The following is a 25,837-nucleotide window of genomic DNA, read 5'->3' on the forward strand; positions in this document are numbered from 1 at the left end:
GTGAGGGTGTGACCGGGATCGGCAGACTGGGGGAGCCGGGTGATCACCGGGCGGAACGAGCACGCGAACGGGCGCTCGCTGCCGCTCGCCTCCCCGGCGTTCGCCCCGTTGCAGGTCGCCCCCGCCGACGTCGACAGGGTGCTCAGCAACCCGCTGGACGCGCTCGAGCAGCACGCCCGCGTGCTGGTGCTCACCGTCGACGCCGACCTGCAGGTCCAGGCGGCGGCCGGCCGGTACGCCGAGATGGCGGACCTCGCCACGATCGGCCACCCGCTCGGAACCGGGCGGTTCCCCCTGCCCTTGCTGGAGCGTGCGGTCGCCGAGGCGGTCGCCGACGGCCAGGTCCGGCGGCTCGACCTGCCGTTCGGCAGCAAGGTGCTCGACGTCGTCGTCCAACCCCTGGAGGCCGGCTCGTCCGCCGCGGTGGTCGGCGCGGTGATCTTCGGGCAGGACGTCACCGACGCGCGCCGGTCGGCCCGACGCGCGGTCACCCTCAGCCGGATCGCGCCGGTGCACGGTGACGACCTCGACGACCCGGTCGCCGTCCTGCAGCGCATCGCGCGCGCCGTCGCCGAGCACACCGGCGCGGGTGTGGTGGTGCGAACCGTCCGGGACGCACAGCTGGAAGGACGGGCGATCGCCCACCCGGACCCCGCGGCGGAACGCGACCTGGCGCTGGCGGTGAACACCGCGGGCTCGGTGCCGCTCGCGCGGATGAGCGTGCAGCTCAGCGAGGCGCTCGGCCCGGTGACGGTCGACTGGGACGAGTGGGCCCGCACCTTGTGGCTGCCCGTCGAGGCACGCCAACCGCTCGAGGACCGCGGCGCGCGCGCCGTCATGTCGTGGGTCATGCGGGCCGAGGGGCAGGTGCTGGGCCTGATCCTGGTGACCCTGATGGACGGCACGTTGCAGGACCCGAGCACCGACGAGGGCGAACGGGGATTCCTGACGGACGTGGCCGCACTGGCGTCGTTGCAGCTCGAGACGGCCCTGTCCCGACGCCGGGCAGCCGAGGCCGCGGAGGAGCTGGCCCGCAGCGAGGCGCGGTTCCGCTCGGCGTTCGACGCCGCGCCGGTCGGCATGGTGCTGACGTCGGCGGAACCAGGGCACCCCGGTGTGGTGACCCGGGTCAACGAGGCCTACACCACGATCGTCGGACGCCCCGCGTCCGAGGTGGTCGGCCGGGCCATCGAGGAGCTCGTGCACCCGCTCGACGCCGACGAGGTGCGCCGTCTGGTCGGCCTGGTGGCCGGCGGGGTGCGCAACGGGTTCACGGTCGAGCACCGCGTCCGCCGGCCCGACGGCACCCTGCGCTGGGTGCGGGTGTACGCCAAGGCCGCCGGTGGGCCGGACGGACCGGCGCAGATCGTCGGGCACGTCGAGGACGTCACCGAGCACCGCGCCACCCAGGAGGAGCTGGCCCGGCGCGCCCTGTACGACAGCCTGACCGGTCTGCCCAACCGCAACCTCTCGCTGGACCACCTGCGGCGCGCGCTGCAGGGCCTGCGACGGCACCCCGGTCGCGTCGCGGTGCTGTTCGGCGACCTGGACCGGTTCAAGGCCATCAACGACACCTACGGGCACGAGATCGGCGACCGTGTGCTCGTCGAGGTGGCTGCGCGGCTGCGGGCGACGGTGCGCTCGGAGGACACGCCCGGTCGGCTCGGCGGCGACGAGTTCCTCGTGGTGTGCCGCGACGCCGGGTCGGACGACGACGTGCGCCAGATGGTGGAACGGCTGCTGGCGGCGCTCGACGAGCCCGTCGTGGTGCGCATCGGCTCGGGGCACGCCGAGCTGCGGGTGGGGGCGTCCATCGGGGTGTCGGTGACCTCGGACGCCCACACGCCGCCCGACCGGATGCTCTACGAGGCCGACACCGCCATGTACGAGGCGAAGAGGCTCGGTCGCGGTCAGTTCCACGTCTACCAGGAGCAGCTGGGTCACGCGGCCGACCGGCGGGCGCGCATCGAGCACGACCTGCGCGTGGCGCTCGACGAGGGCCGGTGGGTGCTGCATTACCAGCCGATCGTGGACCTCGTCTCGGGCCGGGTGCACGGGGTCGAGGCCCTGCTGCGCATGCGCGACCCGCTCGGGGACCTGGTGCTGCCCGGGGAGTTCATCGACGTGGCCGAGGAGTCGGCGCTGATCCACCCCATCGGCGACTGGTTGATGGGTGAGGCGTGCCGGCAGCTCGCCGCGTGGCAGCGGATGCCGCGGCGAGGCCCTCTGCTGACGATGGCCGTCAACGTGACGGGGCGCCAGGCGGCGAAGGCGGCCGCCTCGGGATCGGTGCTGCGTGCGGTGGCCGAGGCGGGGGTGGCCGAGGGGACGTTGTCGCTGGAGGTCACCGAACGCACGCTGCTGGACGCGGGCGACGGTGTGGTGGCCGACCTGGAGCGGCTGACCGCGGCCGGCGTGCACCTGGCCATCGACGACTTCGGCACCGGGTACTCCTCGCTGGCGTACCTGCAGCGCTTCCCGGTGGCCACCGTGAAGATCGACCGCTCGTTCGTGGCCGGTCTGGGGGTGAACGCGCGCGACGACGCGATCGTCGCCGCGGTGGCTGCGCTCGGCTCCACGCTGGGGTTGCAGGTGGTGGCCGAGGGAGTCGAGTCGCCGGAGCAGGTGGCGCACCTGCTGCGGCTGGGCTGCACGGTCGGGCAGGGGTTCCACCTGGGCCGGCCCTGCCCGGCCGAGGAGCTCACCGCGCTGCTCGAGGGGGACGTCCCCGACGAGCAGCGCGGTGAGCGTGCCGTCGATCAGTAGGTGAAGACCGACACCTGGGTGCGCAGGTCCGCCGACAGCTGCGCCAGCTCGTGCACGGCGGTGCTCATCTGCAGCAGGACCTGGGTGGAGTCGTCGGCCGAGCTCGCCACGCCGGTGATGTTGACGGCGATCTCGCCGGAGCCGGTGGCGGCCTCGGCGACCCCGCGGGACATCTCGTTGGTCGTGGCGGTCTGCTCCTCGACCGCGGAGGCGATGGTCAGCTGGTAGTCGTTGATCGAGGCGATGATGGCGCCGATCTCCCCGATGGCCTCCACGGCGCCGGTGGTGTCGGCCTGGATGGCCTCGACGCGGCGGGCGATGTCCTCGGTGGCCTTGGCCGTCTCCTGCGCCAGTTCCTTGACCTCCCCGGCCACGACCGCGAAGCCCTTGCCGGCCTCCCCGGCCCGGGCCGCCTCGATCGTGGCGTTCAGTGCGAGCAGGTTCGTCTGCTCCGCGATGGACGTGATCACCTTGACCACGTTGCCGATCTCCTGCGACGAGGCACCCAGGCGGGCCACCTGCTCGTTGGTGGCCTGCGCCACCCCGGTCGCGGCACCGGCGACCTTCGCCGCCTCCGTCGCGTTCTGCGCGATCTCCCGGATGCTGGCACCCATCTCCTCGGCACCAGCCGCGACCGCCTGCACGTTGCGGGACACCTGCTCCGCGGCCGCCGCCACGACACCCGCCTGCGCCGAGGTCTCCTGCGCGCCCGCCGACACCTGCACGTTCGCCGCGGTCATCTCCTCGGCCGCCGTCGCCAGCGTGTGCGCCGTGCCGACCACGTTCGCCATCGTGGAGCGCAGCGACGCCTGCGCCTGCGCGAGGTCGTGCGCCATCAGCCCGATCTCGTCCAGACCGCGCACGTGCGGCTCCACCGTCAGGTCGCCGCGCGCCATCGCGGAGATCGAGCGGCGCACGCTCTCGACGCTGCGACGCATCGCCCCGGCCATGACGAACGCCAGCGTGAGGACCACCACCAGGGCGATCGCCAGCGACACCGACAGCAGCACCGTCGAACGGGTGGCCTGCGCCTGTGCCTGCGCGTCCAGGTCGGCCGACGCGGCGATCAGGTCCTGGTCCAGGGTGTCGAGGTCACCCGCGAACAGCGTCGTCAGCGGCACGCTCACGTCCATCAGCAGTGCCTCGTACTCGCCGGTCTCCTGGTTGGCCAGGGCTGCCGGGGTCAGCTGCGCGTCCCGCGCGTCCAACCACTCGTTCCAGTGCCCGAGGAACGACTGCCAGCTGTCCAGCTCGGCCCAGTGCGTGGCGGCGAACCCGTCGATCTTCTCCTGGATGCCGGCGTCGTTGTCCACCTGGCGCTGCAGCCAGTCGGCCTTGCCCTCCTCGGTGTGCACCGCGGCGAGGTTCCCCAGGATCATGCGCGCGTTCTGCTGCTTGATGTGGATCTGGCTGCGCAGGTACACCGGGCCGCTCTGGATCGCGGAGAGCTCGGCGGTCGTCGCCGCGAGCGAACGCAACGAGCTGATCGCCAGCACCCCCGTGCCCACGGCCACCAGCCCGAGCAGGACCACCACCGACAGGATCTTGGTCCGGATCGACCAGTCACCCACCCGGCGGCTGCGGGGGGCGTCCGTGCCCCGGGTGATCGATCCCTGATGCGTGCTCATGTCCAGCTCCTGGGTCGCGCGTGCCGCGGGCGTCCTGCCGTGCGGTCGTCGGGGCTGCAGAGGTCCGCGCGAGGATGTGCGCGGGACTGCTGCCCGGGGCTGCCGATCGGCGACGCCGTGCACCGTGTGAGCGTTCTCATCGGCAGGCGCGGGTGATGTACGCCGCATCCGGGTCCCGGCGGGTCGCCGGGGAGGACGTTGGTCCGGGTCGGCTACAGCCCCGCCTCGGCCATCCGCAGCGCCTGGACGGTCTCGGCGTCGAGCACGTCGCGCAGCAGCGCGCCGACGACGAGCGCGTGCGCGGCGTGCAGCGCGGTGCGCAGCTCGACGGGGTCGGCGCCCGGGTGGGCGGTCGCCAGGTGCGAGGTGGCCGCCAGCACGGCCACCATCTGCGCGCGCAGACGGTCGTGGTGGAACGCGGCCCAGGCGGCGGCGTGCATGGCGTTCTGCCACGCACCGAACGGCCACCGCACGGCCGCCAGCGACGCCAGGTCGGTGCTCGGGCAGGTCAGCGCGTCCAGCGCCTCGGCGACGGCGTCCGCGCGGTCGCCGTACACGTCGGCCGTCGTGCCGGGCTCGGCCTCGTCGAGCGTGATCATGGCTCGCCACGGGTCCGTCAGGCACCGGAAGTGCTCGATGGGCAGCTCGGGTCGCGACCACCACGCGGCGGCCGCAGCAGCCGCCGCCGCGGCCGGCGCGGGGTGAAGGCCCAGGCCGGGGACGGCCACCTGGGGCGCGTCGGGCCACGGCCCGGACTCGACCAGCACCAGCCGGGCCACGTCGCGTGCGCCGCCCATGCGGGTGCGCGCCAGAGTCGGGGCGTCGGGCAGGTGCCGGCCGCGGGCCACGGTCGTCAGCGCGTGGGCCATCGACGGCGAGGTCATGTCGACGAACTCGACCATGCCCCAGGCGATGGCCGTGGCCTCGGGATCGCGCGTCTCGGGGGCCCACGCGTCGCCGGTCAGGCTGAACGCCCGCGTCAGGCAGGCCAGCAGCGCGCGGGACTGCGGGTGGCAGGCGGCGTCGGCGGCGAGCACCGACGGGGAGGACAAGGTGTAGAGCACGGTGACCTCCGGCCGCTCGACGACGTCCGATTCACCCTACCTGCGGGGTTTTGACCCGTCACGCCGCCGATCGGGTGGTTCGTCGTCGGTGCATCCTCGGGTGCCGCGGAGCGGTTCAGGTGGGCGGCTCCCGTGCCGACAACCACGGGTGGGCGGCGCCGGCGAGAGGCGTGGCGGGTCGAGCGAGGAGCGGGCGTGGACGTCGGTGTGCTGACGGTCGTCGTGCTGCTGCTCGCAGTGCTGACCGTGCGGGCCGTGGTGCGGCTGGTGCGACGCTCGGCCACGTTCCAGGGGGTTGCCGTGGCGGCGCTGGCCTTGTGGTCGGTGCTGCTGGTCACGGCCGGGGTGGTCGAGCTGCGGCACCACCACGTGCAGGCCGTGGCGACGCAGGCGACGCGCATGGCCTCCGGTGACCCGCAGGCGCGGGTGGTGTGCGCGCGGGCCGGCTCGGACTGGATGGACCTGTCGGGCACCCTCGGGTTCGTCCGCTACGACGACCAGCGCACGTCGCGCCTGCGGACGTCGACCTGCTCGGCGCTGGGTTCGTTCCTGTGGGGCGACTACCTGCACGGGTCGGCGTACGAGCCGAGTCTGCAGGAGGTCGTCGCGCTGCACGTCGTGTCGCACGAGGCGCAGCACGTGGCGGGCGAGTTCGACGAGGGTGTCGCCGAGTGCCTGGCGCTGCGGTGGGACGTGCGGGTGGCCGAGGCGTTCGGCGCGGCCCAGGCCCAGGCGCAGGGGTCCGCGAGCCGGTACCTGGCGGAGGTGTACCCGTACCAGGCCGAGGGCTACGTGCAGGACTGCTCGGCGGTGCCGTAGGCGCCGATCAGGGCGCGGGCGCGTCGACCGCGTGGTCGTCGAGGGCCATCCGCAGCCCGGGGCGTCGCGGCGACAGCTCGGACTGCAGCACCAGTGCGGCCGCGCCGATGGCTGCCGCGTCGGGGGCGTTCGCCGAGACGGCCACCCGGGTGGGGTGCGTCTCGCGCGCGAAGAACGTCCGCGCGAGCAGCTCCTCGACGACGGGCAGGTAGTGCGCGCCGGCCAGCGCGAACGACGGGCCGGTGAGCACGACGGCCTCGAGGTCCAGCACGTTGGCGAGGGTCTGCGCGGCCACGGCGACGTACCGGGCGGAGTCGCGCAGCAGCCCGACGGCCACCGGGTCCTGCGCCGTGGCGGCGCGGGCGACCGTCGCGAAGTCCTCGGCGACGCTGCGTCCGGGCAGGTCCAGGCCGGCGCGGTGCGCGGCGGCGACCACCGCGGCCGGTCCGGCGAGCGCCTCGACGCAGCCGCGGCCGCCGCACCAGCACGGTGGCCCGTCGACGTCGACGCAGATGTGACCGACCTCGCCGGCGTTCGACGACGCGCCGCGCAGCACGGCCCCGTCGAGCACGATGCCCGCACCGATGCCGGTGCCCATGTACAGGGCGGCGAACGCGGTGCTGGTGTCGATGCCGCCGCACCAGTACTCGCCGACGGCTGCCGCGGTCGCGTCGTTGTCCAGCACGACGGGCATGCCCGAGGCCTCCGCGAGGCGTGTCGCGAGCGGGAACTCGGTCCAGCGGTGCATGGCGGGCGGGGTGAGGGTCATCCCGGTGGGGCGGGCGAGCGGTCCGGGGGAGGCCACACCGATCCCCAGGACCCGGTCGGTCCCCAGGGCGGCGGCCGTCAGGTGGGTGGCGACGTCGCCGGCGATCCGGTGCACCACGTCCTGCGGGTCGTCCGACCCGGCGCCGGGCTGCTGCCAGCGGTCGACGATCGTGCCGCCGAGGTCGCTGATCACGCACGACAGCCCCGCGTGGTCCAGGTGCACGCCCACGGCGTAGCGGGCGCGGGGGTCGAGCTGCAGCAGGGTCGGAGGTTTGCCGCCCGTGGACCGTCCGTGGCCGACCTCGACGACGAGCCCGTCGTCGATGAGCCGGCGGACGACGGTCGACACGGTCGGTGCGGACAGGCCGGCGGTGCGGGCCAGGTGGACGCGGCTGATGGTGCCTGCGGCGCGGATCACGTCGAGGATCGCGGCGCGGCTGCTGGCGTGCGCCGGACCGGAACCGGTCGGGGTGGTCATCGTGCCCGCCTTCCGTGCTGCCGTCCGGGTGGGAAGTGGCCAGACTCGGGGTGGGTGGTGCTCGAGCGGCCCAGGACAAACTTAGTTCGGAGTGCTAAGAATGTCGCACCGGAGGCTGCGCACGGGCACGCCCCCGCACGACCTGTCGGTACCCCGCGGTGCGGCACACAGTGGTGCCAGGACGAGCAGCGGTACCGGGACGACGAGAGGACCATCGATGCCCCCGCTCGCAGACCACCACCGGTCACCCGCCGTCGAACCCGCCGCCTGGCCCACGCTCGCCTCGCACCGCATGTGGCTGTCCGCGCACTGCCGCGACCTGCTGCGGTTCGGCCGCGACGCCGCGCACCCCGCCGGAGGTGCCGCCTACCTCGACGACCACGGGCAGCCCGACCCGGACCAGCCCGTGCACACCTGGATCACCGCCCGCATGGTGCACGTGCACTCCCTCGGCGCTCTGCTCGGCGTCCCCGGCTCCCGACCCCGGGCCGCCGCGTGCCTGACCGGCCTGCAGGGGCTGCTGCGCGACGACGAGCACGGCGGCTGGTTCCCCTCCGTCGACCCCGCCACCGGCCGGCCCGGGGCCGACGGCGCCAAGGCCTGCTACGACCATGCGTTCGTGCTCCTGGCCGCGTCGTCCGCGTGGGTGGCCGGCATCCCCGGCGCGGGTGAGCTGCTCGCCGACGCCCAGCAGGTGTTCCTCGACCGGTTCTGGGACGAGGCGACCGGTCGCTGCGTCGACACGTGGGACCGCACGTTCTCGACCCTCGACACGTACCGCGGCATCAACGCCAACATGCACTCCGTCGAGGCCATGCTCGCCGTCGGCGAGGCCACCGGTGACACCGCCTGGTACGACCGAGCGGCCCGCATCGCATCCTTCGTCGTCGAGACCGCCGGTGCGCACGACTGGCGCATCCCCGAGCACTACGACGCGCAGTGGGTGCCGCAGCCCGAGCTCAACGCCGACCGCCCCGCCGACCAGTTCAAGCCCTACGGCGCCACCATCGGCCACGGCCTCGAATGGGCCCGCCTGCTGCTGCAGGTCGAGTCGGTGCAGACCGAGGCCGACCCCGAACCCGAGCAGCTCGACGACGCCGGAGCGCTGCTGTCCGCCGCCCGCCACCTGTTCGACCGCGCCGTCACCGACGGGTGGTCCGTCGACGGCGCACCCGGGTTCGTCTACACCACCGACTGGTCGGGAACACCCGTGGTGCGAGACCGCATGCACTGGGTCGTCGCCGAGGCGATCTCCGCCGCATCCGTGCTGTGGGCCCGCACGGGTGAGGGGGAGTACGCCGACCTGTACGCCCTGTGGTGGGACTACGCGCACGACCACCTCATCGACGCCGAGCACGGCTCGTGGTTCCACGAGCTCGACACGGACAACCGACCCGCCGGCACCGTCTGGCCCGGCAAGCCCGACCTGTACCACGCGGTGCAGGCCACGCTGATCCCGCGCCTGCCCGTGCGCCCCGGCCTGGCCGTGCCGATCGCCGAAGGAGCCCTGCGATGACCGCACCCCACCCTGCGAACCACCCCGCGCCCACCGGCGTTCTGGTGGTCGGCGAGGCGCTCGTCGACGTCGTGCGTCGACTCGACGGCACCGTCGAGGAGCACCCCGGCGGCAGCCCCGCCAACGTCGCCGTCACCCTCGGGCGGCTCGGCCGGCCCGTGCACCTGCTGACCTGCCTCGGTGACGACGAGCCCGGCCGTCGGGTCCGCGACTGGCTCGGGGCCTCGCACGTCGAGGTGGTCGGCGGGCTCGAGCCGGGCACCCGCACCTCCAGCGCCACGGCCACGCTCGACGCGACCGGCGCCGCCAGCTACGTGTTCGACATCGACTGGCACGTCGACACCACCGCACTACCCCCGGCCGGGCTCGTGCACACCGGGTCGATCGCCGCCGTGCTGCGACCCGGTGCCGAGCAGGTCGCCACCTGGCTGCAGCAGGCCAAGGCCGACGCCACCGTCACCTACGACCCGAACGTGCGGCCCTCCCTGATGACCGACCACGCCGACGCGCTCGCGCGGATCGAGGGTCTCGTCGCGCTCGCGGACGTCGTGAAGGTCAGCGACGAGGACCTCACCTGGCTGTACCCCGGGGTCGAGCCGGCCGACGCCGCCGCGGCGTGGCTGACGCGCGGGCCGGTGCTCGTCGTGGTGACCGCCGGTGGCGAGGGCGCCCTTGCGCTGAGCGCCGCGCATCGCGTGCGGGTCGAGGCGCCGCGGGTCACGGTGGCCGACACCGTCGGGGCGGGCGACACGTTCATGGGTGCGCTCATCGACGGGCTCGTCGCCCGCGGCGTGGTCGGCCCGGGCGGCCGCGACGTGGTCGCCGGGTTCGACGAGGCCGAGCTCACGGCACTGGTCCGGCGGTGTGCCGCCGCGGCGGCCATCACCGTGACGCGCTCCGGGGCCAACCCGCCCGACGCCGCCGAGCTGGACGCCTGGCTGCGGGCGGCTGGCTGAACCGTCCGCCCGCGCCGCCGAACGGGCGAACGGGCGGTACGTCGCACCGGCCTCACCCGCTTCCGCGGGGCGACTCCACTAGGTTCACGGGGACCACCCGCGCGAACCAAGGGGACATCGATGGATCCGAACACCTCGACCGGCGACGGCATCGGCGCAGCCGTCGTCGTCGTGATGGTGCTGTTCTACCTCGCCATCATCGGCTTCGCGGTCTACATGGTGCTCCGGGTGGCCAAGAAGGCCGGGTACTCGCCCTGGTACGGGCTGCTCTACTTCATCCCCCTGGTGAACTTCGTCGTCCTCGTGATGTTCGTGTTCTCCAAGTGGCCGATCGAACGCGAGGTCGAGGAGCTGCGGACCCAGGTATGGGCGGCGCAGGGGCGTGCGCTGGCCGCGGGGCAGCCCGGGTATGGCGCGCCGTCCCGCTTCGGTGCCCCGCCCGCGTACGAGGCGCCCGCATACGGCGGCTCACCGGGGTACGGCGAGACGACGTCCTACGGCACGCAGACCGGGTACCCCGGTCAGCCTGGCCTGGGCGAGCAGCCCCGGCACCCCGGCTTCGGTCAGGCGCCCGGCCCGTACGGGCAGTAGACAGTCGGGCACGTCCGCCCCGTCCCCCCTGCGGGCGGGGCGGACGTCGGCTCAGCAGGTGGCCCAGGCGGTGCAGCCCGAGTTCTCCAGCGTGGGCTCGACGGGCAGGCTCGTGACGGTCCGTTGTGCCAGGTAGACCTGCGACCAGCCGGCACCGGTCGACTCCTCGAGGAGCAGGCCCGTCGCCGGGTCACGGACCAGGCGCTGCGCCTCGCCCGCCGCAGTCGTGTACTCCACGACCTCGCCGGGTCGGTCGAGCGAGTCCGTGCCGAGAGACGCGGTGGCGCCCGGAACGCCCGACAGCACGCCCCAGGCGGCATGCCGCAGCGCCACGGGCTGCAGACCGGCCTCGAGCAGCAGGTCCCGCGCCATGCCGAAGACCTTGTCGTCGTCGGAGCCGCTGCGGCGGTCCGGCTCGACGCTCGCGCGCAGCACGGCCTCCAGCGCGGTGGTGTCGGTCGGCAGGCGGTTCACGTCACGCAGCTGATCGACCCAGACGCCGTCGATCCGGAACCGGCCGATCACGGTGGACGGTCCCTTCCCGCTCGCGGTCGTCAGGTCGCCGTCGTCGACGATCAGGCCAGGCAGCGTGCGGCTGCTCCACGTCTCGAGGGTGCCCACCTGCCCGGACTGGAGGTACTGCGCGCGGACGTACCACCAGCCGGCATCAGCCGCGGCTGCGGCATCTGCCGCCGCTTCCGCCGCCGTCCTCTGGGCTGTCACCGCGTCCGTCTGCTCGTCCGTCGGCGTCGACAGGGGCGACGGGTCGCCGGTCGGGGTCGCGGTCGTCGAGCTCGCCGGTGCCAGCGCTGCGCCGCCCCACGGTGCCGAGTCCACCAGCCAGCCCCCACCGGCCAGCGCAGCGACCACCGCGACGGCGCCCACGCTGCGCACCCGCGTGCGGTGCCGGCGGGCCCGCGGCACCACGCGTGTGGTGTCCACGTCGATCCGCGGTGCGATGTCGTCCAGGCGGTCGCGCAGCAGTCGTGCGAAGTCCTCGTCGTGGTCCATCAGTCGTCCCCCTTGCTCGTCATGGTCGCTGCCGTGCCGTGGGTGCCCACGCCCGAATCCCCCGGTGGGGCCGAACCCGGCGGTTCGGCGAGCAGCTCGCGCAGGCGGGACAGGCTGCGCGACGCTGTCGACTTCACCGTGCCGACCGACACCCCGAGGTCCTCGGCGACCTCTCGCTCGGAACGCCCCTCGAAATGGCGCAGCACGACCACGCGGCGCTGCCGCGGGCTCAGGGTCGCCAGTGCGCGGACCAGGCGGTCACGCTCGGCGAGCCGGTCGGCATCCGACGCCGAGGCACGCTCGGGAACGTCGGCGGGGTCCATCAGCACCTCACGCCGCCGTCGGCGCCACGTGTCGATGCGCAGGTTCGCCAACGTCCGACGGGCGTAGGCGAGCGGGTCGCCCTCGCGTGCGCTGCCCCAGGCCAGGTAGGTGCGCATCAACGCCTGCTGCACGAGCTCCTCGGCCTGGTGCGTGTCACCGCACAGCAGCCACGCCGTGCGCGCCAGCGCAGGGGAGGACGACGCCATGAACGCGGCGAACTCGGACTCGCGGTCGGCGCCGCGCACGAGCACCCGGACGGAGGTGTCCCGCAGCAGGTCGGTGGCATCTGCGGCGCCGACGGCGTCGGAGGTCACGGGGACGGTCATGCGCTGTACACGCGCACCGTGCCCGGAAGGTTGCCTCACGCCCGCCAGGGTGACGCGTGCCGTGCCCTACGTGGGCTTGGACGCCTTGCCGTCGAGCCACAAGGTGTCGGACTCGTCGCGGTGCGTCCCGCCCGTGCCCACGTGCTTGGTGTCGATGGTCGGCCCGTTCTTGATCACGTGCCACATCGCCATCGCGTGCCCGCGACCGAGGTCGTAGTCGTCCTTGAGCCAGGCCACGACGTCGCCGGCCTTGGCGGTCGGGGCGTCGAGGCCCTTGTCGTGGGCGATCGCGAGGAGCTGGCGGGGCGTCAGCCCGGTGCGGTCCTCGATGGTGTCGAGGTAGGCCTGGAACGACACGACGGTTCCCTCTCGGTGGGGAGGACGGACGCTCAGAGTGTGCGGCCACCCCGCGGACCCGGCAACGGGAGTCGTGGCTGCTCACGGCGTCGGGATGTCGGCGTCGGCCGCTACCGTCCCCCTCCATGAGCGCCGCGCGTCATGCCGATGACCTGCACGAGCACCTGGAGTCGCTCCGTGCCACCGCCCGCGTGCCGGGTCTCGGTGTCGCGACGGTCGCGCCCGACGGGGTGCACGTGCTCGCTGCGGGCGTCGCCGACGCGCGCACCGGTCGGCCGGTCGGGGACGGCACCGCCTTCCACGCGTGCTCGATGTCGAAGGCCGTGACGGCGGTCGCCGTGATGCGCCTCGTGCAGCAGGGCATCCCGGACCTGTCCGAGGACGTCGACGCGTCCCTGCGCGGCTGGTCGCTGCCACGCGTGGGCGAGGCCGCCGGACAACGGGTCACGCTCGCCCACCTGCTCGCGCACGAGTCCGGCGTCGTCGATCCGGACGGGAGCTTCGCACCGACCGCCGGGCCTGCGCCGTCGACGGTCGAGGTGCTGCGGGGGAGTGTCGTCGGGCAGCAGGGCGCGGTGGTCGCGAGCCGCCGACCCGGAACCGGGTTCGAGTACGCGGACGCCGGGTACTGCATCGTGGAGCGTGTGGTCGCCGACGTCACCGGCAGACCGTTCGCCGACGCGGTGCGTGAGCTCGTGCTCGATCCCCTCGGTCTGACCGGCAGCTCCTTCTGGGACGGTGCGCCGGGGTCGCCGACCCCGGGCGACGGCGAGCCGTCAGCGGGGCACGACGCGTCGGGGGTCACGGTGCCGGGCACGCGCGTGCACTACCCGGGGTCGGCGGCCGCCGGGCTGTGGAGCACCCCGCGGGACCTCGCCGTGCTGCTGGCCGACCTGATGCCGGCGTGGGCCGGCCAGGCGGACGGGACCCTGCTGACCGTCCGGTCCGCCCAGGAGCTCCTGGTCACGGGGTCGGAGGCGACCGTCGGCCGAGGAGTGTTTCTCCCCTCGCTCGACGGCACGGTCTGCGTGCAGTCGCACGGGTGGGGTGTCGGCTTCCAGTGCCTGCTGCGCGCGTACCCCGGGCGTGGTGAGGCGGTCGTCGTCATGATCGACGCCGACCCGGGCATCCCGCAGGGGGAGTCGCTCGTGGGCCAGGTCGTCGAGGCGTGGGCTACGGCCCGTGGACTGCCGTCGTGAGCACCCGCCCCCGCGTGCCGACACCCGGTCCGGACACCGTCCGGCAACCTGCTCGTCACCTGTCTGGCCTAGCGTCCGGCAGATGCTGGCTCTCGACACCGCCGTCCCCGGCACGCCACCCTGGGCGCACCCCAGGGGAGGAGTGACGCGATGACCAGCCCCGTCGACCCGTTCATCGGCACCGAGGCCACCGCGCTGCCGCCGCAGCAGGGCCTGGCAGCCACCTGGTGGTGGCCCAAGCCGCAGGTCGGCAACACCCACCCGGGTGCCACGTACCCGTTGGGCATGGTCAGCGCGTGCGCGTACTCCGGTGCCTATCCCACCGGGTACGGCCGGTACGGGCTGTCCACCGAGGGCGTGCCCGAGCAGATCCACGACCGCACGGTCGCGTCCGGGTTCACGCACTTCCAGCAGTCCGGCACGGGCGCGATCCGCAAGTACTACAACTACTTCCGCGTCACCCCGATGCTGCAGCCGCTCGACGACCTGGGTGAGCTGTGGGACGTCGTCGACGAGCAGGCCGCCCCCGGGTACTACGCCGCGACCCTCGAGAACGGCATCCACGCCGAGATCACCGTGGGCCCCAAGAGCGCGGTGCACCGGTACACGTTCCCCTCGCACCGTGACGCGCGGCTCGTCATCGACTTCTCCCTCGGCGGGCTGGCCATCCCGTTCGGGCGCACCGTGCCGTTGCGCGCGCACCTGCAGAGCGTCGGTCCCGGGCAGGCGCAGGGCGAGATCGTCGTCGAGGGCGCGCCGCTGGCCGTGCACGTGGAGTGCTCCGACACACGGTGGCGGCAGCTGCTCTGGTACGACCGGCGGCTCATGCCGGGCGGCACCCGGCTGGACTTCGACCGCATCCGCCCCACGACCCTGCGACCGTTCGGGCTCATGTGGGCCGGGCCCACCGAACCGGGAGAGGTCGTCGAGCTGCGGTTCGGCTTCTCGTTGCGGGGCCCAGCACAGGCCAAGGAGAACCTCGAACGCGAGTGCGGCCCCGGTCCCACGAGCTTCGACCTGCGCCGCGCCGAGACGGCCGCCGTGTGGGACCGGCACATCGGGGCGATCGAGGTCGACACCCCCGACGAGGACCGCCGCACCGTGTTCGCCACCGCGCTCTACCACTCGCTGGTCAAGCCGTGCCTGGCGCCCGACGAGTCGCCGTTCTGGCCCACCGACGGCCCGTTCGCGTACGACATCGCGACCATGTGGGACATCTACCGCACCCAGCTGCCCCTGCTCACCGCGCTCGTGCCCGACAAGGCCGTCGAGCTGGCCAACGCGCTGCTGCACATCGGCGAGGAGGAGGGGAACCTGCCCATCGGGTACCGGATGGCCCGCGGTGCCGACCGGTTCTCCCGGCAGGGGTCCGCCCTCGCGCACACGTTCTTCGCGGACCTGTGCCGGCTCGACCTGGAGGGTGTCGACTGGGACTGGGCGCTGGTGCACCTGCACAACGACCTGCGGCGCACCTACGGCGAGGACTTCCTGCTGCGCGGGCACGCGCACCCCATCAGCCACACGCTCGACCTCGCGTTCGGGTACTGGTGCACGTCGGTGGTCGCCGCCCGCGTCGGTGACAAGGCCCTCGTCGACCAGTTCGCGCCGCTGGCCGCCCGGTGGGTCAACGCCTACTCGGCCGGTACCGGGCTGCTGCGCGACTCCGAGTTCTACGAGGGCGGCAAGTGGAACTACTCGTTCCGGCTGCAGCACGACATGGCAGGGCGCATCGCGCTCGCGGGCGGCGACGAGGCGTTCGTGGCGATGCTCGACCGGTTCTTCGGGTTCGGTGCCCCCGCGGTCACCCAGCCGGGGGTCGCGCCGTCGGCGGAGGAGATGGCCCTCGGCTACGCGCTGGACCGGTTCGAGGGGCTCAACAACGAGCCCGACATGGAGGCCCCCTGGGCGTACATGTACGCCGGACGGCCCGACCGCACCGCGCAGGTGGTGCACGACATCGTCCAGCAGCAGTTCGGCACGGGTCGCGGCGGGTTGCCCGGCAACGACGACTCGGGCGGGCTGTCGTCGTGGTTCGTGTGGGCGTCGCTGGGTCTGTTCCCGGTGGCCGGGCAGAGCGTGTTCCTGCTCAACGCGCCCGCGTGGCGGCGCTCGACCATCCGGCTGGGCAACGGTCGCACCCTGACCGTCGAGACCACCGGGTTCGTCGAACCCGTCCCGGGCGGCCCCGCCCAGTACGTGCAGGCCGTGCACCGTGACGGCGTGCCGCTGGAGCGGCCCTGGCTCACCGGGTCCGAGCTGCACGAGGGCGGGCTGCTGCTCGTCGAGCTGGGCCCCGACCCCGGGACGTGGGGCACCGCGCACCGGCCGCCGTCCGCCGTGGCGCCGGCCGTCGAGGTCCGCCGCTGATCCGCGCAACCTGACCGACCGTACGACGTGAACGACCCCCACTTGCCCGGCACGAGCGCAGGAGGCACGCCGTGAACCACCTCGATGACCTGACCCTTCGTCCACCGACGACCCCGCGCCGACGCCTCGTGGTGGTCGTCCGCGCCGACCCGGTGATCTGCGGCCACTCCGGCGAGGCCCGCAACCTGGCCGAGGCGGCCCTCGACCGCGGCTTCGACGAGGTCCGCATCGTCACCTGGCCGATCGACCGCCTGCAGGCCGCTGGTCTGCCGCTCAAGCCTCTCGACCGGGTGCTGCCGTACCGCGACGGCGTGATCGTGGAGCGGCCCGGACCGGTCGGCGACTACAAGGTGCCCGACGGCCGCTGGCTCGCGGGGCTCACCGGACGGCTCGTCGAGCTGTTCACCGACGGCGTCCCGACCGTGGCCCTCTCGCTGTACCTGTCGCCGCACGCCACCGCGGTCGCCGACGCGGTGCAGGTGGCCCGCCGCACCGGCTTGCCCGTCGACGTCGTGACCGTCGCCGAGGCCGTCGGGTCGGACGTGACCAACGTGGTGCGCGCCTGCGTCGAGCAGGACCGGTTCGGGGCCGCCGCGCACGTGCTGTCGGCGTACCTGGAGCACGACGTGTGCCTGGCCGTGTCGGCGTACACGCGGGAGCTGATCATCACGGAGGCCGCGGCCATCGACGCCCGGCACGGCACACGGTTCGCCGCGCAGCTCGAGGAGCGGGTGCAGGTCTCCTACCCGGCGGTGGACGTCGCGGCGTACCTGGCGCGCGAGGAGGACGAGACCGACCGGCTGCTGGCCGCCCGGGGGCTGCGCCGCGGCGGCTACGTGCTCTACCTGTCGCGCCTGGCGGCGGCCAAGGGCGTGGACGACCTGATCGCCGGGTACGAGCGCAGCGCCGCCGCGGCCGACGTCGACCTGGTCATCGCGGGCACCGGACCGGCGGCCGAGGCGTTGCACGCGCGTGCCGCGCAGTCGCCGCTGGCCGACCGCATCCGGTTCCTCGACGACGTCGACGACGCCGAGAAGGCCCACCTGATGGCCGGGTGCGTGGCGTTCGCGCTGCCCAGCAAGCCGCGCCCGGAGTTCGTGGAGACGTTCGGCATCGCCCTGGTGGAGAAGATGCTGTCCGGTGGCGGGCCGGTCATCACCACCGACACCGGGGGCATCGGCGAGGCCGTCGGCGACTGCGCGCTGATCGTGCCCGTCGAGGACCCGGACGCGATCGCCGCGGCCCTCGACCGGGCGCTGGCCCTGCCGCAGGACGAGCGTGCGGAGTGGGAGCGGCGGGCGCGCACGCACGCCGAGCAGTTCGACCGTGCCGTGGTGCTCGACAAGATCCTGGACCAGGTGGCCGCCGCGGGGAGCCCCGAGGTGCTGGTCGGCTGATCGCGAGTGCCCGCCGCGGGCTCCAGCCGGGGGGCTCGCGTGCCGATACCAGGGCGGACGGGGGCTTCGTGGGCCTTCTGCGCGACAGGGGGCGGACATGTCCGACGGCGGGTTCGGCGGGGGCGACCCCCGGTTCGTGTGGGGTGCCGGACCCACGCGTGGCGGCGCCGCGCCACCACCTGGGCAGCAGCCGTACCCCCAGCAGCCTTTCCAGCCGTACCCGCAGCAGGCCTATCCGCAGCAGGCCTACCCGCCGGGGTACCCCGGGTATCCCGGTGCGGGTGGTGCGGGTCCACGCCGGCGGCGGGCCAGCACGGCGGCCATCGTCGTCACCTCCGTCGCGCTCGGGCTCGGGCTGGCCGGGTTGGGTACGTGGGCCCTGGGGCTGGTCGGTGGTGACGACTGGCCGACGCCGGGGCGTGAGTCGGCCGCCCAGCCGCTCGGTGTGCCACCGGTGGTGAGCGCGCCCAGCCCTGCGTACTCGTTCATGGCGCTGCAGGACGACGGCGTGACGCCCGTCGCCTACGACCCGTGCCGGCCGGTGCACTACGTCGTGCGCCCGGAGGGCGAGCCGGCCGGTGGTCGCCAGATGATCACCGAGGCGTTCCTGCGGCTGTCGCAGGCCACCGGGCTGCAGTTCGTCGACGACGGCGAGACGGACGAGTCGCCCTCGGCCGATCGTGACCCTTACCAGCCCGATCTCTACGGCGACCGCTGGGCGCCCGTCCTGATCTCCTGGTCCGATCAGGGTGAGACCACGGACCTGGGCGGCGACGTCGCCGGCCTGGGTGGCAGCGTGCCCGTGTCGTACCTGAATGGCACCGCGGTCTACGTCACCGGCCAGGTGCTGCTCGACGGGCCTGCCTTCACCGAGGCGATGTCCCACCCCGGCGGCGGTCCGGTGGCGCGGGCCGTGGTGCTGCACGAGCTCGGGCACGTCGTGGGGCTCGGGCACGTGGACGACCCCGAGCAGCTGATGTACCCGTATGCCGCCCGCTCCGACCTGGGTGCGGGCGACCTGACGGGGCTGGCACTCCTGGGTGCGGGGGGGTGCGTCCCCGAGGTGTGACGCCCCGGGGCCGGCTCACCAGCGGTTGCGCACGTCCTCCGCCCAGCCTTCGATCCCCGTGAACGTGACACGCCGGCCGGTGCTGTCCGTCATCCAGCCCTCCCACGCGCCGAAGCACTGGTGGGTGTCCTGGGCGACGACCAGCAGGTCGGTGTGCGAGACGCGGTCGTGGAACGGCACGAACCGCAGCTCGGCGTGCGGTCCGTGCACGCGCCACGGTGCGAGCAGGTCGGTCGGGTGGTGCTCCCAGACCAGCTCGTCGCTGTTCTTGTGCAACCGGCCGTCGACCAGGAGCGCGTTCTCGGTCGACCCGGTGCCGTCGGTCCAGCGACCACCGAGCTGCACACCGATGACGTGCCCGTCGTGGACGCCCGAGCCGGCGCCCCAGTGCCAGCGCATGCGGTACGGCCAGCGCCCGCGGCCGTGGTCCAGGACCGCCCACGACGACCCGGCGGGCAGCTGGTGCGGCACCCCGTCGACGGTGAGCCGGCCTGTGGCGGGGCGGGCCACGTCCTTGACCGTGTACTGGAACAGCCGGTCGGACCAGGGCACGACCACGCCGAGGCACTCGTGCCCGGCGGGCCGGGCGGCGTGCACGTCCAGCTCGACCCGGGCCGTGCGGCCACGCAGGCGGGTGCCGCCGTCGACCTCGTCGATCGCCAGGTCGAGCCCGTGCGCGTGGGCCCGGGCGGGTCCGGCGCCGATCCTCGCGGGCAGGCGGACCCCTCGGGCGAACGGTACGACGACGGGCGTGCTGATCTCGCGACCCGTGGCGCGCTCGAGCACCCAGAGGTCGTGGACGCCGGCGTAGTCGATGTCGGAGAGTGTCAGGGCGACCACGTGGGTGGGGGTCATCACGGCCCAGTACTCCCAGCGCTTGTTCCGCCCCCAGCCGCGCCGGCCCCGACCACGCCTGGCCTGCGCGATCCCGCTGGTGTCGTGCAGGGGCGTGCGTGTCCACCCGACGGCGTCGTGGTCGAGGCGTCCGTCGGGTCGGCACAGGGTCACCGGGGACGTGATCTCCCGTTCGGCGCCCGGGCGGGGGTCGGGTGTGCGGGGTGCGTGCGGGGGCGTGTTCCTGGGCACCGGTGGCCTCTCGCGTCGTCGCGGACGGGCGTCCAGGTCACCGTAGCCGCGCCCGCCCCGGTGTGCGGTTCTCGCCGCTCCCGCCGATCGTGCCGCCTACGCTGGCCGTCATGGGAGCCACAGGTGTCGGGGCCGGTCAGAAGCTGTTCGTCCGGGCGCACGTCGCGCTGTTCCGCGCCACGGGCGGACGTCTGGGCGGGCGCGTCGCGGGCCTCGAGCAGGTGCTGCTGACCACCACCGGACGCCGGTCCGGGCAGCCGCGCACGGTGCCGCTCGCCGCGACGGTCGACGGGTCGGCGCTGGTGCTGGTCGCCTCCAACGGTGGCGCCGCACGGGATCCTGCCTGGTTCGGCAACCTGGTGGCCGACCCGCGTGTGCAGGTGCAGCGCGGTCGTGAGGTCCACCCGATGGTCGCCCGTGTCGCGCAGGGCGAGGAGCGGGCCCGGCTGTGGGTGCGTGTCGTGGCGAACAACCCCGGGTACGAGCGGTACAGCGACCGCACCCAGCGGGTCATCCCCGTCGTGGTCTGCGAGCCGGACGCCGCGAGCTGACCGCCGGGCCGGGGTCGCCCGGGCTCACCGCCCGGCGAGCGGTACCAGCCGGCCCTGGGCGGGCGCCCCGACGATGTCCAGCTCGCGGCGCACCAGGTCGACGAGCCGGCCGAGCTCCCGGTCGCCCTCGGTCTCCAGGAACGTGCGCTGCATCTCGATCAGCTCGAGGTTCATCGGGTCGCTGCCCACCCGGTCGAGCACGTCGGAGCACCACTGCTCGGCCCGGTTGGCGGCGTCGACCACGGCGGTGCCGGTGTAGATGCCGGCGGTGCTGCGGGCCATCCGGAACACCAGGTGCACCTCGTCCTGCACGCGCAGCGACTGCTCGTGGTCGCCGACCCGCAGGGGCCGGCCCGCGCTGACGGTCTGCGTGGTGGCCCACAGCACGTTGTCGGTGGCGCGCAGCAGCTCGCTCGTGGCCTGCACGAGCCCCTTGAGGGCGGCGGACCGTTCGGCCCGTTCGGCGACGTGCGCGGCGTGCCGCAACGTGATGTCGCGCCAGACGTCCTCGGCGTGCTCGACGGTCTCGTCGGACTGGTCGGCGCTGCGCCGGATCGCCCGGGACACGACGAGCGCGACGAGCAGCGCGCCGAGCAGGGGGGCGACACTCGGCCCCCACTGCTCCCACCAGGTCAGCGCATCATGGGCGAGGGCGGCGGGGGACAGGGTCACCATGCCGGGAGCCTACTGATATCAGGACGAATCGGACATGACCCTCACCCGTCCGGTCGTACCGGTTCAGTGCCCGGCGGTCCGCGACCCCCCGAGCAGCTCCTCGAACGAGGGCACCGCGTCGTACAGGCCGACCGGTGCGGCCGGCTCCCGGTCGGCGACGGTCTCGGCGAGCTCGCGCCCGGCGCGGCGGATCCGCTCGGGCAGCGGGTTGGTCTGGTCGCCACCCGCACCTGCCCAGTCGTCGGTGGCGGCGAACACCGAGGTGCCGGTGACGTCGGCGTGCAGGTAGCCGAACAGGGGCCGCAGGGCGAAGTCGATCGCGAGGGAGTGCCGCGGCGTGCCGCCGGTGGCGCCGAGCAGCACGGGCACGCCGGCCAGGGCGTCCTTGTCGAGGATGTCGACGAACGACTTGAACAGGCCGGAGTAGGACGCCGTGTAGATCGGGGTGACGGCGATGAGGCCGTCGGCCGCGGTGATCGAGGTGATCGCGTCGGCCAGCGCACCGGTGGGGAACCCGGTGAGGGTCGCGTCGACGACGGCGTGCGCGAGGTCGCGCAGCTCGACGACCTCGACCTGGGCGGTGTGCCCGCGGGCGGCCAGCTCGGTGACGGTGGCCTCGGTGAGGCGGTCCGCGAGCAGGCGGGTGGAGCTGGGCTGGGACAGCCCGGCGGAGATGACGACGAGGCGGCGGTCGCTCATCGGGGTCCTTCTCTCAGGTGCGTGGTGGGTCGTGCGGTGCGTGGTGGGGCGGGGCGGTCAGAGACCGAACGCGGCACCCGGGCGGGCGGCGGCGGCCGGGGTGGCGGCATCGGCGGCGTCGATGTCGTCCTCGGCGGTCTTGCCGGTCCAGTGGTCGCCGGCGGCGACGGTCTGGGTGTGCACCTGCCCGGCGGCGCGGGCGGCAGCCACGCGCTCGGCGTGCGTGGGCGGGTTCGCGGGCACGTGCGCGGGGCGGGCGGACTCGGCCTCGCGGCGCAGCACGGGAACGACCTCCTCGGCCAGCAGGTCGATCTGCTCGAGGACGGTCTTGAGCGGCAGCCCGGCGTGGTCGATGAGGAACAGCTGGCGCTGGTAGTGGCCGACCTTCTCGCGGAACGCGCCGTAGCGGTCGATGACCTGCTGCGGGGAACCGACGGTCAGGGGTGTCTCGCGTGTGAAGTCCTCCATCGAGGGGCCGTGCCCGTAGACGGGTGCGTTGTCGAAGTAGGGGCGGAACTCGTCCCACGCCTTCTGCGAGTCCTTGCGCATGAACACCTGCCCGCCGAGCCCGACGATGGCCTGGTCGGCGCGGCCGTGGCCGTGGTGCTCGTACCGCTGGCGGTAGTAGCGGACCATCTGCTGGGTGTGGCTCATGGGCCAGAAGATCGCGTTGTGCAGGAACCCGTCGCCGTAGAACGCGGCCTGCTCGGCGATCTCGGGGGTGCGGATCGAGCCGTGCCAGACGAACGGCGGGACGCCGTCGAGCGGGCGGGGGGTCGAGGTGAAGCCCTGCAGCGGGGTGCGGAACTTCCCGGACCAGTCGACGACCTCCTCCTCCCAGAGGCGGCGGACCAGGGCGTAGTTCTCGACGGCCAGCGGCAGGCCCTGGCGGATGTCCTGACCGAACCACGGGTACACGGGGCCGGTGTTGCCGCGGCCGAGCATGAGGTCCATGCGTCCGTCGGCGATCACCTGGAGCATCGCGTACTCCTCGGCGATGCGGACCGGGTCGTTGGTGGTGATGAGCGTCGTGGCGGTCGACAGCGTGATCTGCTTCGTCACGCCGGCGAGGTACCCGAGCATGGTGGTGGGGGACGAGGCGACGAACGGCGGGTTGTGGTGCTCCCCGGTGGCGAACACGTCCAACCCGGCCTCGTCGGCGTGCCGGGCGATGGTGAGGATGTTCCGCACGCGCTCGGTGTCGTCCGGGGTTCGGCCGGTGGTGGGGTCGGTGGTGATGTCACTGACGGTGAAGATCCCGAACTGCATCTCGCGCCTCACAGGTCTATGCGTTTGCATGTACTCGCGCCTCAACCCGGGACCTTCGTCACCTATTCCCCGACCCGTCCGGCGACACGCCCCGCACCGTGCCGCCCGACCGCGCGCAGGCAGGGACGTCCCGTTACCGTGACGGCAGGACCGGACGACCGTGCGGGACGCAGACCCGGCACGACGGCCGGACGGCCCTGCCGTGCGGAGGTGATGCGTGAGCCGAGCCCAGGTGGCCGACGAGTGGCAACGCCACGGACCCGCGCCCACAGGCCCGCTCGCCCGGCTCGGCCGGTGGTGGGCCGAAGAGGCCTCCATCGTCGAACGGCAGGTGCCGTTCACCGGCCTGTACGCGCTGGCTCTGCTCACCCTGCTGCTGCCCGCGTTCGGGGCCGCAGACCCCCGCAAGGTGGCCGTCGGCGCGCTGCTCGTCGGGCTCGAGACCCTGGCGGCGTTCACGCTGCCGTGGCGTCGCTGGCCCGACTGGACCCTCTACGGACCCCCGCTCGTGCAGATGCTCGCGGTCGGGCTCCTGCGGGTGGGCACGGGCGGCCCGTCGTCCCCGTTCGCGCTGATCATGGTGCTCCCCGTCGTGGACCTGGCGGCCCGGCGCGGGCGGCGCGGCGTGTACGTCGCAGCCGTCGGTGCCGCCGGCATCATCGCCGTCCCGCTGCTCTCCGACGTCGGGGCGATCACCGCGACCCTGCTCGTCCGGGCGTTCTTCGTGCCCCTCGTCGTCCTCGTCGTGGCCTACACCGTCAACGGGCTCACCGAACGCCTGCGTGCCCGCACCGAGACGCTGGCCACCCTGCGTCGCATGCAGGACGCCCTGCTCGAACGCATGCGCGCCGACGCCGTCGAGCTGGCCCGTGTCGCCGCCGACCGCCGCGCCGCCCGCGACACCCTCCTGTCCGTGTTCGACGCCGTCACCGAGCAGGCGATCATCGCCGCCGACGACGAAGGACTCGTCGACGTGTTCAACCCCGGCGCCGAACGACTCCTCGGGTACGCGCGCGCGGACGTCGTCGGCCGCATGCGACTGACCGACTTCCACCTGCGCGCCGAGCTCGACGCCCGCCGCGCCGAGCTCTTCCACGACGACGACGAGGTCGACAACCCGCGATTCCTGCTCGATGCGCTCGTCGCCCCCGCGCTCGCGGGTCGACCGGACGTGCGCGACTGGACGTACCGGCGCCGTGACGGCTCGACCATCACCGTCCGCCTGGCCGTGACCCGACGGGCCGACCCCGACCCCCGTTCCGCCGGGTACGTCGTCGTGGCCACCGACGTCACCGCCGAACGCGAGGCCGCCCGGCTCAAGGAACGGTTCGTCTCGCTCGTCAGCCACGAGCTGCGCACACCCATCAGCTCGGTCCTCGGCTACGCCGAGCTGCTGCGCGACGGCCCCGATCCGCTGACCGCCGAGCAGTCCGCGCACCTGGAGGTCATCGAGCGCAACGCCCGCACCCAGCTGCGGCTCGTCGCCGACCTGCTGCTCACCGCGCAGGTGCGCGCCGGGCGGTTCACGGTGCAACGGGCCCGGATCGACCTGGCCGACGTGGTGCGGGCCAGCGTGGAGACCGCCGTCCCCGCCGCGCAAGCCGCGGGTGTCGAGCTCGAGGCGAGCACGGGGGAGGTGGTCACGGTCGACGGCGACGCGGACCGGCTCGCCCAGGCCGTCGACAACCTGCTGTCCAACGCCGTGAAGTTCACGCCGCAGGGCGGTCGGGTCGCCGTCGCGGTGCGTCGCACCCGCGGTCCGATCGGTCAGAGTCAGGCCGAGATCACCGTGACCGACACCGGCATCGGCATCCCGCCGGACGAGGTCGCCCACCTCACCGAGGACTTCTACCGGGCGACCACGGCGACCCGCGGGGCCGTCCCCGGCTTCGGCCTGGGTCTGGCCATCGCTCAGGCGATCGTCACCGCGCACGGCGGCCGGCTCGAGATCACCAGCCGTGTCGACGAGGGCACCACCTGCACGATCGTGCTCCCGGCGGTCACGGGCCCGGCGCGGGGGTGAACGTCGGCGCCGTCGTGACCCCCGTGGTCACCGGCGCCTCGTCGACGAACACCGCGCCCGTCGTCCCGACGGCAGGCGCGAGCAGCGCCAGCAGCCCCACCAGCAGCGCCGCCGCCAGCCGCAGCCACGAGCCGCCCTCGGCCTGCCACCATCGCGGGACGTCAGTCGAGGAGGAGGTCATCGAACCGGCTCCCCTCGTCCGCGGGACGCGCCGGCGCGGCACGGCGGCGCTGCCGTGCGCCGACCACCGCCATGATCTCCAGTGCGGCCAGGGCCAGCAACGGGGGGACGAGCATCGTGGCCCGCCCCCGGGCCGAACCGGCCCACTGCAGCACCCAGCCCCAGCCCTCGTGCACGGCCAGGACCACACCGCGCACGCGGGTCAGCGGCGTCGCGTTCGGGTCGCGCAACGGATTCGCGTCGCCCTTGGTCACGATGTACGGGTTCTCCACCACGTCACCCGCGTCGTCGAGCAGCGGGACCGAACGCGTCGGGTCGGTCGGGTCCGCCTCCAGCTGGGGCAGCATGTGCAGCTCGACCACCCGGTGCGTGACCAGCGACTGAGAACCCACCGGCCAGAACGAGACGACCTGCCCGACCTTGAGCTGCGAGGGGTCCGTGATGCGCCGCAGCACCACGGCGTCGCCCGCCTCGAACATCGGGGCCATCGAACCCGAGGTCACGATCAGCAGCCGCTGCTCGTGCGCCTGGAACCACAGCGGCACGGCCAACGACGCGGCGTAGGCCGTGCCACCCACGACGACCACCGCCCACAGGGTCGCCGTCACCGCCCGCAGCCACCACGGCCGCCCGACCGTCCGGGGTCGTCGGGACCGGCGGTGGCCGTCCACCTGCCGGCGCTCGACGGTCGGCGTCTGCCGACGGGCCCGGGTCATCG

The 25,837-nt window shown here is 73.8% G+C and carries 23 protein-coding genes; 11 read left to right on the forward strand and 12 right to left on the reverse strand.

Features of this window, described 5'->3' with window-relative positions; translation table 11 throughout:
* Positions 1–39: 39 nt before the first annotated feature.
* Positions 40–2,766, forward strand: coding sequence for an EAL domain-containing protein (locus ACTHAM_RS03650; RefSeq protein WP_440684431.1), 2,727 nt, complete (start codon positions 40–42; stop codon positions 2,764–2,766).
* On the opposite strand, the gene ACTHAM_RS03655 is transcribed toward ACTHAM_RS03650, so the two are convergent.
* Entirely contained in the window at positions 2,760–4,394 is a 1,635-nt protein-coding gene (locus tag ACTHAM_RS03655; protein ID WP_440684433.1) for a methyl-accepting chemotaxis protein, read from the reverse strand. The genes ACTHAM_RS03650 and ACTHAM_RS03655 overlap by 7 nt on opposite strands.
* 212 nt (positions 4,395–4,606) lie before the next feature.
* On the reverse strand, positions 4,607–5,458 hold the full coding sequence (locus tag ACTHAM_RS03660; protein ID WP_440684435.1) for a hypothetical protein: 852 nt from the start codon (positions 5,456–5,458) through the stop codon (positions 4,607–4,609).
* Between the two features lie 195 nt (positions 5,459–5,653).
* Between ACTHAM_RS03660 and ACTHAM_RS03665 the strand changes: the two genes are divergently transcribed.
* Positions 5,654–6,277: a hypothetical protein gene (locus ACTHAM_RS03665; protein WP_440684437.1), complete on the forward strand. Its 624-nt coding sequence runs from the start codon at positions 5,654–5,656 to the stop codon at positions 6,275–6,277.
* A 7-nt stretch (positions 6,278–6,284) separates the two neighbouring features.
* On the opposite strand, the gene ACTHAM_RS03670 is transcribed toward ACTHAM_RS03665, so the two are convergent.
* Positions 6,285–7,523, reverse strand: a complete 1,239-nt coding sequence (locus ACTHAM_RS03670) for an ROK family transcriptional regulator (protein WP_440684439.1) — start codon at positions 7,521–7,523, stop codon at positions 6,285–6,287.
* 217 nt (positions 7,524–7,740) lie between these two features.
* Between ACTHAM_RS03670 and ACTHAM_RS03675 the strand changes: the two genes are divergently transcribed.
* From ACTHAM_RS03675 to ACTHAM_RS03685, 3 genes are all read left to right on the forward strand, one after another.
* Positions 7,741–9,039: an AGE family epimerase/isomerase gene (locus tag ACTHAM_RS03675; protein WP_440684442.1), complete on the forward strand. Its 1,299-nt coding sequence runs from the start codon at positions 7,741–7,743 to the stop codon at positions 9,037–9,039.
* Positions 9,036–9,995: a carbohydrate kinase family protein gene (locus tag ACTHAM_RS03680; RefSeq protein ID WP_440684444.1), complete on the forward strand. Its 960-nt coding sequence runs from the start codon at positions 9,036–9,038 to the stop codon at positions 9,993–9,995. The genes ACTHAM_RS03675 and ACTHAM_RS03680 overlap by 4 nt, the downstream gene beginning before the upstream one ends.
* Before the next feature lie 120 nt (positions 9,996–10,115).
* On the forward strand, positions 10,116–10,586 hold the full coding sequence (locus ACTHAM_RS03685) for a hypothetical protein (RefSeq protein ID WP_440684446.1): 471 nt from the start codon (positions 10,116–10,118) through the stop codon (positions 10,584–10,586).
* Positions 10,587–10,637: 51 nt separating this feature from the next.
* On the opposite strand, the gene ACTHAM_RS03690 is transcribed toward ACTHAM_RS03685, so the two are convergent.
* From ACTHAM_RS03690 to ACTHAM_RS03700, 3 genes are all read right to left on the reverse strand, one after another.
* On the reverse strand, positions 10,638–11,597 hold the full coding sequence (locus ACTHAM_RS03690; RefSeq protein WP_440684448.1) for a hypothetical protein: 960 nt from the start codon (positions 11,595–11,597) through the stop codon (positions 10,638–10,640).
* The gene (locus tag ACTHAM_RS03695) at positions 11,597–12,247 is read right to left on the reverse strand and encodes a SigE family RNA polymerase sigma factor (protein WP_440684450.1); all 651 of its coding nucleotides are present in this window, start codon (positions 12,245–12,247) and stop codon (positions 11,597–11,599) included. Before ACTHAM_RS03695 ends, ACTHAM_RS03690 begins: the two co-directional genes overlap by 1 nt.
* A 66-nt stretch (positions 12,248–12,313) precedes the next feature.
* Positions 12,314–12,604: a DUF4287 domain-containing protein gene (locus ACTHAM_RS03700; protein WP_440684452.1), complete on the reverse strand. Its 291-nt coding sequence runs from the start codon at positions 12,602–12,604 to the stop codon at positions 12,314–12,316.
* 125 nt (positions 12,605–12,729) lie between these two features.
* Between ACTHAM_RS03700 and ACTHAM_RS03705 the strand changes: the two genes are divergently transcribed.
* The 4 genes from ACTHAM_RS03705 to ACTHAM_RS03720 all read left to right on the forward strand — a co-directional run bounded on the left by ACTHAM_RS03705 (position 12,730) and on the right by ACTHAM_RS03720 (position 18,636).
* Positions 12,730–13,803, forward strand: a complete 1,074-nt coding sequence (locus ACTHAM_RS03705) for a serine hydrolase domain-containing protein (RefSeq protein ID WP_440684454.1) — start codon at positions 12,730–12,732, stop codon at positions 13,801–13,803.
* A gap of 150 nt (positions 13,804–13,953) precedes the next feature.
* Positions 13,954–16,170, forward strand: a complete 2,217-nt coding sequence (locus tag ACTHAM_RS03710; protein ID WP_440684456.1) for a glycoside hydrolase domain-containing protein — start codon at positions 13,954–13,956, stop codon at positions 16,168–16,170.
* A 71-nt stretch (positions 16,171–16,241) separates the two neighbouring features.
* On the forward strand, positions 16,242–17,567 hold the full coding sequence (locus ACTHAM_RS03715) for a glycosyltransferase (RefSeq protein WP_440684458.1): 1,326 nt from the start codon (positions 16,242–16,244) through the stop codon (positions 17,565–17,567).
* Positions 17,568–17,664: 97 nt separating this feature from the next.
* A complete protein-coding gene (locus ACTHAM_RS03720) occupies positions 17,665–18,636 on the forward strand; it encodes a matrixin family metalloprotease (RefSeq protein WP_440684460.1) in 972 nt (323 codons plus the stop codon).
* Between the two features lie 15 nt (positions 18,637–18,651).
* Here the strand turns inward: ACTHAM_RS03720 and ACTHAM_RS03725 are convergent, their stop codons facing one another.
* Positions 18,652–19,722, reverse strand: a complete 1,071-nt coding sequence (locus ACTHAM_RS03725) for a DUF2804 domain-containing protein (RefSeq protein ID WP_440684462.1) — start codon at positions 19,720–19,722, stop codon at positions 18,652–18,654.
* A gap of 110 nt (positions 19,723–19,832) precedes the next feature.
* On the opposite strand from ACTHAM_RS03725, the gene ACTHAM_RS03730 reads away from it, so the two are divergent.
* On the forward strand, positions 19,833–20,273 hold the full coding sequence (locus tag ACTHAM_RS03730; protein WP_440684464.1) for a nitroreductase family deazaflavin-dependent oxidoreductase: 441 nt from the start codon (positions 19,833–19,835) through the stop codon (positions 20,271–20,273).
* Positions 20,274–20,297: 24 nt separating this feature from the next.
* Here ACTHAM_RS03730 and ACTHAM_RS03735 read toward each other — a convergent pair whose 3' ends face one another.
* From ACTHAM_RS03735 to ACTHAM_RS03745, 3 genes are all read right to left on the reverse strand, one after another.
* Positions 20,298–20,948 carry a hypothetical protein gene (locus ACTHAM_RS03735; RefSeq protein ID WP_440684466.1) on the reverse strand — a complete coding sequence of 217 codons (651 nt, stop codon included), beginning with the start codon at positions 20,946–20,948 and terminating at the stop codon, positions 20,298–20,300.
* Positions 20,949–21,011: 63 nt separating this feature from the next.
* Positions 21,012–21,647, reverse strand: a complete 636-nt coding sequence (locus ACTHAM_RS03740; RefSeq protein WP_440684468.1) for an FMN reductase — start codon at positions 21,645–21,647, stop codon at positions 21,012–21,014.
* Between the two features lie 57 nt (positions 21,648–21,704).
* On the reverse strand, positions 21,705–22,916 hold the full coding sequence (locus ACTHAM_RS03745) for an LLM class flavin-dependent oxidoreductase (protein WP_440684571.1): 1,212 nt from the start codon (positions 22,914–22,916) through the stop codon (positions 21,705–21,707).
* A gap of 217 nt (positions 22,917–23,133) precedes the next feature.
* Between ACTHAM_RS03745 and ACTHAM_RS03750 the strand changes: the two genes are divergently transcribed.
* Positions 23,134–24,939, forward strand: coding sequence for a sensor histidine kinase (locus tag ACTHAM_RS03750; RefSeq protein WP_440684470.1), 1,806 nt, complete (start codon positions 23,134–23,136; stop codon positions 24,937–24,939).
* On the opposite strand, the gene ACTHAM_RS03755 is transcribed toward ACTHAM_RS03750, so the two are convergent.
* Together ACTHAM_RS03755 and ACTHAM_RS03760 are read right to left on the reverse strand one after the other, a co-directional pair.
* Positions 24,917–25,120, reverse strand: a complete 204-nt coding sequence (locus ACTHAM_RS03755) for a hypothetical protein (RefSeq protein ID WP_440684472.1) — start codon at positions 25,118–25,120, stop codon at positions 24,917–24,919. The two genes, ACTHAM_RS03750 and ACTHAM_RS03755, sit on opposite strands and share 23 nt — an antisense overlap.
* Positions 25,101–25,835: a signal peptidase I gene (locus ACTHAM_RS03760; RefSeq protein ID WP_440684474.1), complete on the reverse strand. Its 735-nt coding sequence runs from the start codon at positions 25,833–25,835 to the stop codon at positions 25,101–25,103. The genes ACTHAM_RS03755 and ACTHAM_RS03760 overlap by 20 nt, the downstream gene beginning before the upstream one ends.
* Between the last annotated feature and the right edge of the window lie 2 nt (positions 25,836–25,837).

It is taken from the genome of Cellulomonas soli (assembly GCF_052036975.1).
Taxonomy (GTDB): domain Bacteria; phylum Actinomycetota; class Actinomycetes; order Actinomycetales; family Cellulomonadaceae; genus Cellulomonas; species Cellulomonas soli_A.